Raw genomic sequence first — 13,582 nt, 5'->3', positions numbered from 1 at the left:
ATTTTTATCTGATCAAGAGTCCCTGTGGCGAGGCAGTTTGTGTTGCCACAGAAGTTGCGTCAGGCGGGGCAGGTCATTTCAGCTCATTTGCGCCCGCCGATTCGCGCAAAAGCGCGTTTTGAAGCCTTCCCTGCCACCCCCTGTCACAGAACCGTCATCACGCAACCCTAGCTTGCCCTCCCAGTTGCCGGGCCACTTGCCCGGCGTCAACGGACTCTTGGGGGGGACATTCATGTACAAGCGCAGCAGCACAGCCGGGTTTGTCGGTTTCACGCTTACCGCTCTGGCCATGGCGATCGCCAGCGAACGGCTGAGTGCCGCCGAATCGGCGACCACCACCGAGCACGTGCAGGTCGTGGGGCAGGCCGCGAGCATCGACCAGGCGCTCAAGGAACAGCGCAGCGCCGACAGCATCAAGAGCGTGGTGCACGCCGACGGCATGGCTCAGCTGCCCGACGAAAACGTCGCTGAAGCGGTGCAGCGCCTGCCCGGGGTCAGCGTCGAGCGCGACCAGGGCGAAGGCCGCTTTGTCAGCGTGCGCGGCCTGGGCCCCGACCTCAACAGCGTGACCATCAACGGCACGCTGGTGCCCTCGCCGGAAAGTGAGCGTCGCGCCGTAGCCCTGGACGTGTTGCCCTCCGAGCTGGTGCAGTCGCTGTCGGTGATCAAGACCCTGACCCCGGACATGGACGCCAACTCCCTGGGCGGCACGGTCGATGTGCAAAGCCTCTCGGCCTTCGATCACAAGGGGCTGTTCTATACCGGCAGCACTGAAGCGAGCTACGACAAGAACACCCACCAGACCAGCCCGAAATTTTCCGGCGCCGCCAGTAACCGGTTCAGCCTCGGTGACGGCATCGACAACTTCGGCGTCGCCGCAGCATTGAGCTGGCAGAAGCGCGATTTCGGTTCGGACAACGTCGAAACCGGCGGCGCCTGGGACTTCGAGCAAGGCGCCCGGCTGCAGGAGTTCGAGCAGCGGGACTACGACATCAGTCGAGAACGGGCAGGCGGTGGACTCAACTTCGATTACAAGCCTGACGACCTCAGCAGCTATTACCTGCGCACGCTCTACAGCCGCTACAAGGACAGCGAGACGCGCAACTCCACGGCGTTCGAATTTGCCGACCCGTTGGCCGCCGCAGAGACCGGCGATGCCGAGGGCTCACGCAAGCTCAAGCAGCGCGAAGAGACCCAGGAAATCCAGTCCTACGTGCTCGGCGGCGAGCGCCTGTTCGGCCTTTGGACCCTGAGCGGGCAGGCCGGCTACAGCCGTTCCAGCGAAGACAGCCCGGGGCACATTGCCAACGCTGCCTTCGATGGCACCGATGATTTTGCCGACAGTGGGTTCTACGACAACGACAAGCCACGTCCGATCATCGGCCAGGGCTTCTACGACCCGGGCAATTTCAGCCTCGACAAGGTTGATTGGGAGAAGCAGCGCACCACCGATACCGAAAAGAATCTGCGCCTGGACCTGGCCCGGGATTATGACTTCAAGGGCTACGCCTCGCAGGTCAAGTTCGGCGGCAAGGTCAGTCGCCGCAACAAGGACAATGATCTCGACGCCTGGGTCTATGAAGACTTCGATGAGCTGGGTTTCAACGACCAGCAGCTCAACCTGGCGCAGTTCCAGAAAGGCACCGTGGACTACCGCCTGGGCCAGTTCGGGCCGGGCATCAGCCCCAGTGCGATCAAGAACCTGATCGGCGGCCTCGATCGCGACGATTTCTACGACGAGACCGAGTCGCGGGTCAACGACTTCAAAATCAGCGAAGACATCAACGCCGGCTACCTGATGAATACCATCGACATCGACGACTGGCGTTTCATCGCCGGCATGCGCTACGAAGGCACCGAGTTCGAAGCCAAGGGCACCGGCGCCACCGATGGTGAGTTTCAGGCGACCGACACCAGGCGTCGTTATCACCACTGGCTGCCGGGGCTGCATGCGCGTTATCAGCTGGACAAGAACACTCAGGTCCGCGCGGCCTGGACCAAGTCTGTTGTACGCCCGACCTTCGGCCAGCTGGCCCCGGGGTTTGTCATCGACGATGACGAGGCTACCTTCGGCAACCCGGACCTCAAGCCCTTGGAGTCGAGCAACCTCGACCTGGGCATCGAGCACTTCATGGGCCGCGCCGGTACCGTCTCGGCGTTCGTGTTCTACAAGGACATCCAGAACTTCGTCTACAACACCGACCTTGCCGGTACCGGTGCGTGGGTCGATTTCGCCGAGGCGCACACGTTCGCCAATGGCGACAGCGCCAAACTCTATGGCCTGGAATTGGCCTACTCGCAGAAATTCGATTGGCTGCCTGCGCCATGGAACGGCCTGCTGATCGGTGCCAACACCACCTTCAGCCGCTCCGACGCCGAGATCAAGGGCTTTGATGCCGCCACCGGCACTAACAGCAAGCGCAGCATCGACCTGCCCAGCCAGTCGGACACCGTCGGCAACCTGATGGTTGGCTGGGAGGACGACAAGCTGAGCTTGCGCCTGTCTGCCAACTACAAGTCCGATTACCTCTACGAACTGGCGTCCATCAACGACAAGGCCCACGACCTGCACGTCGACGCCCAGACCTTCGTCGATTTCAGCGCGCGCTATTCGCTGACCAAGGACCTGCAAGTGAGCTTCGAGGCGCAGAACCTCACGGACGAGTCGTACTTCGTCTACACCGGGCAGCGCGCCTACAACGGCCAGTACGAAGAGTACGGCCCGACCTTCAAGCTCGGCCTGACCTTCACCCACTTCTAAGCCCGGGATGGCCGCCGCTGCCATCAGGTTGTACGCACCACAAGGAACTTGCCTGTTCATGAGCATTTTTTTATCACCCTCCCGTTGCCTGCTCGCCGCCCTGATCAGCCTGAGCGTCACCCAGGCCATGGCTGGCCCGGCGAACCTGACACTCACGCCCTGGGCGCCGAACCTCAAGGTCGACGCCGTGGCTTTCCTGCCGACCGGCGCTGACCGCCTGGCCGTCAGTCAGCGAGATGGCTTGCTGTTACTCGACCCCAAAGGCGCGGAACTGGCGCGCCTGCAGGGATCATTCGCCAGCCTGGACAGCCGCGCCCTGGGCTCCCGCGTGCTGGTGGCGAGCCTCGACAATGCGCGGCAGCAAGCGATGCTGGTCAGCCTTGATGCTGACCAGCGCAGCTGGGGTCAGCCGGTATATCTGCCGACGCGTGACTACCCGGTGAACGGCCTATGCCTGTACCGCGACGAGGCCAGTAACCTGTTCCTGTTCCTGGTGGGCGAGGAGGGCAAGGGTGAACAGTGGCTGGTTGGCAACGGTGCCCGTCTTGATGCGCAGGCGCAACGGGTACGCGGTCTGCCGTTGCCGCCTTCGGCAACGGACTGTCGGGTCGACGATGGCGCCCATCAGTTTGTCGTCAACGAGGAGAACGTCGGCTGGTGGGCTTATCCGGCACATCCCGAGGCCGACGTGACGCGCAGCCCCGTTGCCCTGCGCGAGCCTTTCGGCGAGATCAAACACAGCGCTGGCGCCATGGCCCTGATCCCCGCGGGTGTGGTTGCACTTGACCCGAAGGCCGCGCAATTGCACCTGTATCAGCAGCAGGGCGAGCGCTGGGTGGCCCAGGCCAGCCTTGCATTGCCTGGGGTGAAGGAGCCGGAAAACCTCGACGTGCGCGCGACGGCCAAGGGGCTTGAAGTGTTGTTGCGCGACGATGACGATGGCCGTCTGTATCAGGGCCAGCTCGATTGGCAAGCCACACCGGTCGCACGGCCCGCGGAGCTGCCGGTTGTGCCGGCGCAGGCGCAGACCGAACCGGTAGGACGGCAGGGGGACGCCGCCGATGATCCGGCGATCTGGATTCATCCGCAGCAGGCAGGCTTGAGTCGGGTGCTGGGCACCAACAAAAAGCAGGGTTTGCTGGCGTACGACCTGCAGGGCAAGTTGCTTCAGGAACTGCCGGTCGGGCGTCTGAACAATGTCGATGTGCGGCCCAACTTCAAGCTCGGTCAGCAAACGGTCGACCTGGCCGTGGCGAGCAATCGCGATCACAACAGCCTCAGCCTGTTCAGTATCGATCGCCAGAGCGGCGAGCTGCGCGAGGCCGGCGAGATCGCCACGCCCCTCAAGGAAATCTACGGCATCTGCCTGTTCCAGCCAGCCAGCGGGGAACTCTTTGCATTCGCCAACGGCAAGGACGGGACCTTCCTGCAATACCGCTTGAGCGCGCCGAACGGCACGGTCCAGGGTGAGCTGGTGCGCCAGTTCAAGGTCGCCAGTCAGCCCGAGGGCTGCGTTGCCGATGATCAGCGTCAACGGCTGTTTCTCGGCGAGGAGGATGTGGGCGTCTGGGCGGTGGATGCCCGGGCGGATCAACCGGCAACGCTCAGCAGCGTGATCAAGGTTGGCCCGCAATTGCACGCCGATGTGGAAGGCCTGGCGCTGTATCAAAGCGCCGGCAATGACTATCTGGTGATCTCCAGCCAAGGCAACGACAGCTACCTGGTGCTTGATGCCCAACCGCCATTCGCTGCCCGTGGCGCCTTTCGTGTCGGTCTGAATACTGCCCTCGGTATCGACGGCGCCTCGGAAACCGATGGCCTGGAGGTCACTTCCGTCAACCTCGGCGGAGCCTGGAGCGAGGGCATGCTGGTGGTGCAGGACGGGCGCAAACGCATGCCCGAGCAAACCCAGAACTTTAAATTCGTGCCCTGGGCCGAGGTCACCAGGACGCTCAAGCTGCCCTGATCCGTCATCACCCTGTCATCTGACTTTCATCGAATAGCTCAACGGCCGTCGCGCATCGACGGCCCGCGAGCCCCGCACAAGGAGTTTCACCATGCAGGCCACACTCGAACACATGACGATCTGGGGGCTGATCAGCGACGCGAGTCTGTTGGTCAAGGCGGTCATGCTTATCCTGCTGCTGGCATCGCTGCTCAGTTGGTACCTGATCATCCTGCGCAGCAGCGTGCTCAAGCGCCGCGAGCGGCAGCTCAACGATTTCGTGCAGCGCTTTCGCGGCACGCCGGACCTGTTGGCGTTGTATCGCGAAACGGCGAAAAACACCGACAGCGAAGCCGGCGTCGAGCCCATTTTCCAGGCCGGCTTGCAGGAGTTCAACCACCTCAACCAACACTCGGGCAATGCTGCAGACGTGGTCCTCGAGGGCGTGGAGCGGGCGCTCTATGTCGCCATCAGCGAGCAGGAAGTGCGCCTGGAAAAAGGCCTGCAGTTCCTCGCCACGGTCGGTTCGGTCAGCCCCTACATCGGCCTGTTCGGCACCGTGTGGGGCATCATGAATTCCTTCCTCGGGTTGTCGCAGGTGCAGCAGGCGACGTTGTCCACCGTGGCCCCGGGCATTGCCGAAGCGCTGATTGCCACGGCCATCGGCCTGTTTGCGGCGATACCTGCGGTGATTGCCTACAACCGCTTTTCCTCGCGTAGCCAGACGTTACTGACGCGCTACTACGCGTTCGGCAACGAGCTGCAAGTGCGCCTGCACCGCAAGCTGCATGGCGCGCCGATCAACCTGGCCGCCGCCGCCTGAAAGGAGAGTGACGATGTTGGTCAGACCGCAAAGAAAACACGGACCCAAGGCCGAGATGAACGTGGTGCCGTACATCGATGTGATGCTGGTGCTACTGGTGATTTTCATGGTCACCGCGCCCATGCTCACCCAAGGGGTGAAAATCGACCTGCCCAAGATCGCCAGCGAAGCACTGGCCAATGACAGCCGGCAGCAGATCCTCACCCTGTCGGTGAAAGCCGAGGGCGGTTACTACTGGAATCTTGGCGGCGAACTCGACACCCGCAACCAGACCGACAGTGCGGTGAGCCTTGCAGACATGCAGGCCAAGGTAGCGCAGGTGGTCGCTGAGCGGCGAGACACCCAGGTCTACATTCGCGCCGACAAGGACGCCGGCTACGGCAGCGTGGTCGCAGCCATGGCGGCGTTGCAACAGGGCGGGGTCAGTAACCTGGGACTGGTAACCGAGGCCCCGCAATGACGGCGATGACCTTGCACAGGCCTTACCTGGCGGCTGCGCCGGTCGACCGCAGCGGGCTGTGGCGCAATGGCCTGGCTGCGAGTTTTGCGGTCGGGTTGCACGTGATCGTGCTGGGGTTGCTGGTGCGGGGTTGGGTGGCCGAGATGGCTCCGGCCGAGCAGCCGGCGGTCTTGCGTACCCAACTGGTGATCCTGGCGCCGACGCCCGAGGCACCTGCGCTTCAGGCACCGATACCGTCACCCATACCGGCGCCTGAGCCGCTGCCTGCCGTGGTGCAACCGCCCGAGCCTGTGGCCGCGACGCCGGCGCCGAGCAAGCCGGCTGTCGACCCGCAGGTCCAGGTGCAGAAGTTGCAGCAGGTGGCCTTGGCTCGCAAGCGGGTCGAAGAGAAAAAGCGTGAGCTCCAAGCCGAACAAAACCGTGAGCGCCTGGAGTCGCAAAACCGCGCTCGCGAAGTCGAACAGCAGCGCCTGGCGCAACAGCAATCACAGCAGGCCGAGCAGGCGCGCCTGAGTGCCGAGCGAAGCCGTCAACAGGCGGCTGCCCAGGCCGCTGCCGACACTCGCCAGTACCTGCCCTTGAGCAAGCAAGCGCCCGACTATCCGCAACGCGCGCTGGATAAGAACCTGGAGGGCGATTGCACGGTGGAGTACACAGTCAACCCGCAGGGCAAGATCGAGAATCCGAAGGTGCTTGAAGGTTGTCACCCGATGTTTATGCGACCGTCTCTGGCCGCTGCCGATACGTTTCGTTATCAGCCGCGGATGATTGATGGCAAGGCGGTGTCGGTACCGGCAGTGCGTAATACCTTTCACTATCGGATCAAGTGAATCTTTTTATTCCAAAAAGGAATAGATGGATAATTATATATTCCTTTTAATGTTGTTCCGCTCGGTGCACTTTGGGGGCCTGCACATGTGTGCCAGCCAACAAGACTCAGACAGGAAGCCTTAACATGACCATCAAAGCGATCAACGTGCGGAACCAGTTCAAGGGTGTCATCAAGGAAATCGTCCAGGGCGAAGTGGTCTCCGAGATTGATGTGCAGACAGCTTCCGGGATTGTCACTTCGGTCATTACCACCCGCTCGGTGCGGGACCTGGAGTTGCGGGTGGGCAGTGAGGTGATTGCGTTTGTTAAATCGACTGAGGTTTCGATCGCCAAGCTTTGATGCGGGTTCCCACGGCCCGAATATCTACCCCTCTGTTGGAGGTGAAACTACCCCCCTGTTGGAGGTGAAATTTTGGGAGCAGAGCTTGCTCGCGATGGCGGTGTGCATGCCGACATCACTGTTGAATAGGGGTCTGTCATCGCGAGCAAGCTTTGCTACCACAAGGTGCTGGCAATCAGCCAATCGGCCAATCACTGATCCTTCTCGCAGTTCACCATCCACGCCACTCCAAACCGATCCTGCAACATGCCAAACCGTGCCGCCCAGAACGTCGATTCCAGCGGCATTTGCACGCTGCCATCTTCGGCCAATGCACTGAACACCCGCTCGGCCTCGGCAATGCTGTCGACGTTCAGCGATATCGAACAGCCGGCCATGTCATCCGTGGGTCGGTCCGGAGTGGTGTCCGAGCCCATGATGGCCTGGTCACCTATCGACAGGCGGGTGTGGATGATCAGGTTGTGCAGGTCGGCGGGGACGTGTTCGCGGGCGGGGCTTTCACCGAAAGTCATCATGACGTCGATACTGCCTTTTAACGCCTGGGCGTAGAACGTGAAGGCGGCTTTGCAGTCGCCGTTGAAGATGAGATAGGGATTGATTTTCATGATTCAGCTCCCGGTCATTGAAGATGATTGACCCGGGTAGCAAAGCGCTAAATCGCGGCGATTGCCGAGGTTTTTTTAGATGTTTTATCTATGGATAGAGCCAGGCTTATCGCCTCACTCGAGCGACGCGGTGCCAGCAGCCTTTCGATGGCGCCGCTGACCATGTTCTCCAGCAGCTCGTAGCGCTCGGTTTCGTCCAGCGGGTGGTGAGTCAACCAGGTGGGGGCGCTGTTGAGCAGCGAGGCGATGGCATGCCCGGCGGCGAGCATGCCCTGTTCGCTGAAGCGCGAGCGCACCCCAAGCATTTTCAGCAGTTTGCGCTCGTACTGCTCGCGCAGCTGCTGCACTCGCACTTGCTGCTCATCGTTAAGGCAACCGCTGTCGCGCTCTACCAGGCGAAAATGCCAAGGCATGTCCTCATGCAGATTCAGGTGGGCGCGGATCAGGCTGTTGAGGCGCTCGCGCTTGGCCGGAGCCTTCTGTTCGACGCGGCCCAGGGTGGCCAGCAGCTCTTCGTAGAACTCCTCAATCAGATCGAGGAGCAAGTGCTGCTTGCTCGGATAGTGGTGGTACAGCGAGCCCGGGGCGAGCCCCAGGCAGGTGGCGAGTTCACGCATGCCGACCTGGCCGAAACCCTTGCTGGCAAACAGCTCCAGCACCTTGTCCCGGTATTCGGCAAAACGTGAACAGCGCTCAGGCATAGGCATGGAAGCCACGCCCCGTTTTACGTCCCAGGTAGCCGGCGGCGACCATTTCCTTTAGCAGTGGAGCAGGGCGGTATTTGCTGTCGTTAAATCCATCGTAGAAGGCTTCGAGAATTGCCAGCACCGTGTCCAGGCCGATCAGGTCTGCCAATGCCAGAGGGCCGATCGGTTGGTTGCAGCCCAGGCGCATGCCGGCGTCGATGTCCTCGACGCTGGCCAGGCCCTCCTGGAACACCAGGATCGCTTCGTTGATCATGGGCACCAGGATCCGGTTCACCACAAAACCCGGGCGGTTGCCGGCAGTGATCGCGGTCTTGCCCAGGGTAGTCGCCATCTCGAGCGCGAGAGCGTGGGTCGCGTCGCTGGTTTGCAGGCCGCGGATCACCTCGATCAAGCCCATCACTGGCACCGGGTTGAAGAAGTGCAGGCCGATGAAACGTTCAGGCTTACTGACACTGGCGGCCAGTTGAGTGATGGACAGCGACGACGTGTTGGAAGCGATCACGCATTCGCTGCCCACTTGTGCGGCGATCTGTTGCAGCACCCGCAGTTTCAGTTCGAGATTTTCGGTCGCCGCCTCGATCACCAGCTGCACGGCCTGCAGGCTGCTGTAGTCAGTGCTGGTGCGGATCCGGGCGAGGGTCGCGAGCTTTTGTGCTTCGCTCAGCGTTTCCTTGGCCACTTGTCGATCGAGGTTCTTGCCCACCGTCGCCAGCGCTTTTTGCAGCGCGCTCTCGCTGATGTCGAGCAAGATCACATCGAAACCGGCCTGGGCACACACCTGGGCGATGCCATTGCCCATGGTGCCCGCGCCGATTACGCCAATATTTTGCAGATCCATGTTCCAGTCCTTGCGCTCAAAACCGTGCGATACCTTGGCCGTCGAGGCGGCCAAAAGCGTACTATTGGCGCCGAGTCTAGAGCGGGCAGGGCAGTTGTCCTATGCCGCAACTGTTCAACGCAACTGGTGTTTTTTGCCATTCGAATACTGGGGAGTGAAGCGTTCACATGCGGGAAAAGGATTCGGTCGCCGCCTACTTTGTGCAAGCCATGGTCCAGGAGCTGGGCGCCGATCCGTTGCGTCGCGAAGCGCTGCTGCTACAGGCCGGCATCGACCCGGTGCTGGTGCTGCAGCCCACAGCGCGAGTGCCTGCCAGCGCGTTTGCCGCGCTATGGCTGATCCTGATCCGCGAGCTCGATGATGAGTTTTTCCTGCTCGACTCCCATGGCATGCCGCCGGGTGCGTTCGCCCTGATCTGTCGGGCATTGATCCAGGAACCCAACCTGCACAAGGCGATGCGCCAGTGCCTGGCCAACTTCGGCCTGTTCCTGCGCGACTTTCGCGGCACGCTGATCGTACGTGGCAAGCGTGCGGTCATTAGCCTGGAGTCCCAGGCGAAGAACCCTGAAGTCAGTCGATTTGGCGAGGAGACCTTCCTGGTGCTGATGATCAGCCTGTTGTGCTGGCTCGGTGGCCGGCGCATTCCGATCGACCGTGCCGACTTTCGCCATGCCCGGGTAGCCCTCAGCGATGACCGACTGCTCTGGGGTCCCAACCTGACACTGGGGGCCGAGCGCACCGAGATCGAGTTCGCCAGCCATTACTTGCGCCTGCCTGTGGTCCAGGACCTGGCCTCACTGAAGGTATTCCTGCGCACGGCGCCGCAGTGGCTGGTGATCCGCTTCCGCAATCAGCATGGCCTGGCCTCGCAAGTGCACCAGCGCCTGCGCAACAGCCCATACAGCGACTGGCCGACCTTGCAGGCTTTTGCCCTTGAACAGCACCTGAGCCCCAGCACCTTTCGCCGCAAGCTGGAGCGCGAAGGCTGTTCGTACCAGGAAATCAAGGACGAAGTACGGCGGGGCGTGGCGTTCGAGCAGTTGCGCGAAAGCCGTGCAAGCATCGGCGACATCGCCGAACGCCTGGGTTTCCAGGAGCCGAGCGCGTTTCATCGGGCGTTCAAGAAGTGGACCGGGGAGAGCCCGGGCAAGTACCGGGCGCGTTTCCAGGGGGCATTGGCGAAAGATCTGACGGACGCTTCTGATTAAGCTCGGCGCCGATGTTTTCCTGCGTTTCGGCCTGTACAGTCGTTGTACCTGCCCCCATGGAACTGGAGCCTGTCGACGTGACCGATATCGAAAACATTCCCCCGCGTACTGCAACCCCCGATCGTTTCAAACAGTTGAGCCAGTGCCTGCTGTGGCTCAACGAGCGCGCCTGGCCGCTGACCGTGGGCATTCTGCTGATGGCCGGGGTCTACCTGTACCAATACATCCAGGAAGAAAAGATCCCGCTGAGCATCACCTCGTCGGCGGTCATCACGGCGTTGCCGGTGATGTCGGCGATTCTGATCTTCATCATTTCGATTCTGGTGGCGTTTGTTTTGCTGCCGATCTTCGTGCTGTTTCACCGATTCAATGATTCGCAGCGGCGCCTGAGTGACGAGCTCACCCTCGGCCCGGCCACCGCGCAACAGCGCAAGCGCCACAAGCGCATGCTGGGACGTTGGGCGGCCAGCCTGGTGGTACTCGGGACGTTCTGCGCGTTGCTGAGCGTGATCGGTTCCCAGGTGTCTGCCACCTGGTACTGGACCCTGCTGGCGGTCGTGGGCACGGTGCTGACCATCGCCGCCTACTACTGGTTGATGACATTGGGTGTCGACGGCCCCATGTCGATGGACTTCCGATTCGCCTGCCTGATGTCGGCCTTCGTGCAGATGGGCGTGATTCTTAATGTCACCATCGTGGCGATCGACATCGCCGGCCGCTATGTGAGCAATCTGTGGTGGATGGTGCCGCTGATGCTGGTGGAGTTGCTGGTGCTGTGGATCATCCAGCTGCTGGGCGCCCTGTTCGTGGTGAAGATGCGCAGCCACGACAATCCGCTTGCCATGGTGGCGTGCGCGGTGATGGTGCTGGTCATGGTGCTGGGGTTTTACCCTGCCTCGGGCGCCAGGCTCGGCGGCTTCGCCTTCCAGGTGTCCGCCTCCGGCGCACGCAATTGCACGGTGCTGAATTTCGGCGCCGAGAGCAAAGGCTTCGAGTCGATCACTGATCCCGACAGGCCCGGTTTCAGTCGCCCGCTGCGGGTCATTGCCGAAGCGGACGGCACGTACTTCGTGCGGTTGTGGAAGTCCGATACCAAGGCGGTGCAGTTTGTCCCGCGGGCGGGTCTGGTGGGCGTGGACGTCTGTCCGCGTGAAAATGTAAAAACTGCGGCTGTTGCAGTGACCGCCCCGACCCCTGGCTGAAGTAACATGGCGCACTCACGCCATCACTACGCCGGGTCCAGCACCGCATGCCAGTTGCCCTGAATCGCGTCACCTCCTTGCTCGACCAGGCCCGACGCGCCTTGCTTCTGGTCTGGGGCACCTCCCGCGCACTGTTTATCGGCCTGGTGATCGCCACCCTGATCGCCGGCATACTGCCGGCGCTTGCCGCCTGGCTGGGCCAGCGCATTGTCGATGCGGTGGTCTTCGCCATGCAGTTGCATGCCCAGCAGGGCAGTGCACCCTTGTGGCCAGTGGTGCGTTACGTGTTGTTCGAGGCGGGTGTGCTCGCCCTGTTGTCCGCGACCCAGCGGGCGCTGTCGGTCCAGCAGTCGCTGTTGCGGGTGCAGTTGGGGCAGAAGGTCAACACGATGATCCTGGAGAAAGCCCAGACCCTGTCCCTGGTGCAATTCGAAAACTCCGAGTTCTACGACAAGCTGGTGCGCGTGCGACGCGAGGCGTCCACCCGGCCGCTGGCGCTGGTGATGAAGTCGCTGGGGCTGATCCAGAATCTGATCATGCTGATCAGCTTCGGCGTGCTGCTGGTGCATTTCTCGCCGTGGGCCCTGGCGCTGCTGGTGGTGGGGGCGTTGCCGGTGTTTTTTGCCGAGGCGCATTTTTCCGGGGATGCTTTCCGGTTATTCACCCGTCGCGCGCCGGAAAGTCGCCAGCAGAATTACATTGAGACCCTGCTGTCCCACGAGGCTTACATCAAGGAGGTCAAGCTGTTCGGCTTCGCGCCCCTGTTGTTGCAGCGCTATCGCGACACGTTCGCCCGTCTTTACGCCGAGGATCGGCGCTTGACTCTGCGCCGGGATGGCTGGGGTTTTGTCCTTGGATTGTTGGGTACCGCGGCGTTTTACCTGGCCTACGCCTGGGTGGTGGTCGACACCGTTCACGGCAGCATCACCCTGGGCCAGATGACCATGTACCTGGTGTTGTTCAAGCAGGGGCAGTCGGCGGTGAGCAGCAGCCTCAGCGCCATCAGTGGCCTTTACGAGGACGGCCTGTACCTGTCGAGCCTTTACGAATACCTGGGCGAACCGGTGGTGGCCGACAGTGGTCATTTGACCGAGGGCGAGGCGCCTGGCGATGGCTTGCGCTTCGAGAATGTCGGTTTTCGCTATCCCGGGGCGAGTCGCGCGGCCCTGGAAGGCATCGACCTGCACCTGGTGCCGGGCCACAGCGTCGCGCTGGTAGGGGAAAACGGTTCAGGCAAGACCACGCTGATCAAGCTGCTGACCCGTCTGTATCGCCCGGACCAGGGGCGCATCCTGCTTGACGGCAGCGATCTGCAAGCGTGGGAAGAACAGGCACTGCGACGGCGCATCGGGGTCATTTTCCAGGACTACATCCGCTACCAGTTCACCGTGGGGGAAAACATCGGGGTGGGCGATACCCGGGCCTTCAACGATGAACCGCGTTGGCAGGCAGCCGCCACTGAAGGCATGGCCGCGCCGTTCATCGAACAGCTGGACCGCGGTTATGCGACGCAACTGGGGCGCTGGTTTGCCGGGGGGCAGGAACTGTCCGGCGGGCAGTGGCAGAAAATCGCCTTGTCCCGCGCCTACATGCGCCGCGACGCCGATATCCTGATCCTCGACGAGCCGACCTCGGCACTCGACCCTGCGGCGGAAGCCGCGGTGTTCCAGCACTTCAGCGAACACACCGAAGGGCGCATGACCCTGCTGATTTCCCACCGGTTTTCAAGCGTGCGCAATGCCGACCACATCATCGTGCTCGAACAGGGGCGGATACTCGAACGCGGCGATCACACCAGCCTGGTGGCGGCCGAAGGACGCTATGCACAGCTCTTCCAGCTGCAGGCCCAGGGTTACCGCTGA

General features: G+C 62.1%; 12 protein-coding genes. 9 read left to right on the top strand and 3 right to left on the bottom strand.

The window, feature by feature from the left end:
* The first annotated feature begins 232 nt into the window (after positions 1-232).
* The 6 genes from AAEZ05_RS16860 to AAEZ05_RS16835 all read left to right on the top strand — a co-directional run bounded on the left by AAEZ05_RS16860 (position 233) and on the right by AAEZ05_RS16835 (position 7,160).
* Positions 233-2,761: a TonB-dependent receptor gene (locus tag AAEZ05_RS16860; protein WP_045060498.1), complete on the top strand. Its 2,529-nt coding sequence runs from the start codon at positions 233-235 to the stop codon at positions 2,759-2,761.
* 58 nt (positions 2,762-2,819) lie between these two features.
* A complete protein-coding gene (locus AAEZ05_RS16855; RefSeq protein WP_350648141.1) occupies positions 2,820-4,727 on the top strand; it encodes a phytase in 1,908 nt (635 codons plus the stop codon).
* A 91-nt stretch (positions 4,728-4,818) separates the two neighbouring features.
* Positions 4,819-5,529, top strand: coding sequence for a protein TolQ (tolQ, locus tag AAEZ05_RS16850; protein ID WP_045060500.1), 711 nt, complete (start codon positions 4,819-4,821; stop codon positions 5,527-5,529).
* A gap of 13 nt (positions 5,530-5,542) precedes the next feature.
* Complete coding sequence (gene tolR / locus AAEZ05_RS16845; RefSeq protein ID WP_045060501.1) at positions 5,543-5,989, top strand: protein TolR; 447 nt, start codon at positions 5,543-5,545, stop codon at positions 5,987-5,989.
* Positions 5,986-6,819, top strand: coding sequence for an energy transducer TonB (locus tag AAEZ05_RS16840; RefSeq protein ID WP_045060502.1), 834 nt, complete (start codon positions 5,986-5,988; stop codon positions 6,817-6,819). Before tolR ends, AAEZ05_RS16840 begins: the two co-directional genes overlap by 4 nt.
* A 125-nt stretch (positions 6,820-6,944) precedes the next feature.
* Positions 6,945-7,160, top strand: a complete 216-nt coding sequence (locus AAEZ05_RS16835) for a TOBE domain-containing protein (protein ID WP_045061257.1) — start codon at positions 6,945-6,947, stop codon at positions 7,158-7,160.
* A 191-nt stretch (positions 7,161-7,351) separates the two neighbouring features.
* On the opposite strand, the gene AAEZ05_RS16830 is transcribed toward AAEZ05_RS16835, so the two are convergent.
* From AAEZ05_RS16830 to AAEZ05_RS16820, 3 genes are read right to left on the bottom strand one after another with little or no spacing between them, the layout of a single operon-like run.
* Complete coding sequence (locus tag AAEZ05_RS16830) at positions 7,352-7,765, bottom strand: VOC family protein (protein ID WP_350648138.1); 414 nt, start codon at positions 7,763-7,765, stop codon at positions 7,352-7,354.
* A gap of 47 nt (positions 7,766-7,812) precedes the next feature.
* Positions 7,813-8,472, bottom strand: coding sequence for a TetR/AcrR family transcriptional regulator (locus tag AAEZ05_RS16825; protein WP_350648136.1), 660 nt, complete (start codon positions 8,470-8,472; stop codon positions 7,813-7,815).
* On the bottom strand, positions 8,459-9,310 hold the full coding sequence (locus tag AAEZ05_RS16820; RefSeq protein WP_045061260.1) for a 3-hydroxybutyryl-CoA dehydrogenase: 852 nt from the start codon (positions 9,308-9,310) through the stop codon (positions 8,459-8,461). The genes AAEZ05_RS16825 and AAEZ05_RS16820 overlap by 14 nt, the downstream gene beginning before the upstream one ends.
* Positions 9,311-9,477: 167 nt before the next feature.
* Here AAEZ05_RS16820 and AAEZ05_RS16815 point away from each other — a divergent pair, with 167 nt between their 5' ends.
* The 3 genes from AAEZ05_RS16815 (at position 9,478) to AAEZ05_RS16805 (ending at position 13,582) form a co-directional block, all read left to right on the top strand.
* Complete coding sequence (locus AAEZ05_RS16815) at positions 9,478-10,518, top strand: AraC family transcriptional regulator (protein WP_350648134.1); 1,041 nt, start codon at positions 9,478-9,480, stop codon at positions 10,516-10,518.
* Between the two features lie 77 nt (positions 10,519-10,595).
* Positions 10,596-11,720, top strand: a complete 1,125-nt coding sequence (locus AAEZ05_RS16810) for a hypothetical protein (RefSeq protein WP_205893709.1) — start codon at positions 10,596-10,598, stop codon at positions 11,718-11,720.
* Positions 11,721-11,767: 47 nt separating this feature from the next.
* Complete coding sequence (locus tag AAEZ05_RS16805; RefSeq protein ID WP_045061262.1) at positions 11,768-13,582, top strand: ABC transporter ATP-binding protein; 1,815 nt, start codon at positions 11,768-11,770, stop codon at positions 13,580-13,582.

Origin of the sequence: Pseudomonas sp. HY13-MNA-CIBAN-0226, from assembly GCF_040310305.1 — a bacterium.
Classification (GTDB): Bacteria; Pseudomonadota; Gammaproteobacteria; order Pseudomonadales; family Pseudomonadaceae; genus Aquipseudomonas; species Aquipseudomonas gregormendelii.
Note: the sequence above shows the minus strand (reverse complement) of the source record. Positions and strands in the feature narration are given on the sequence as shown.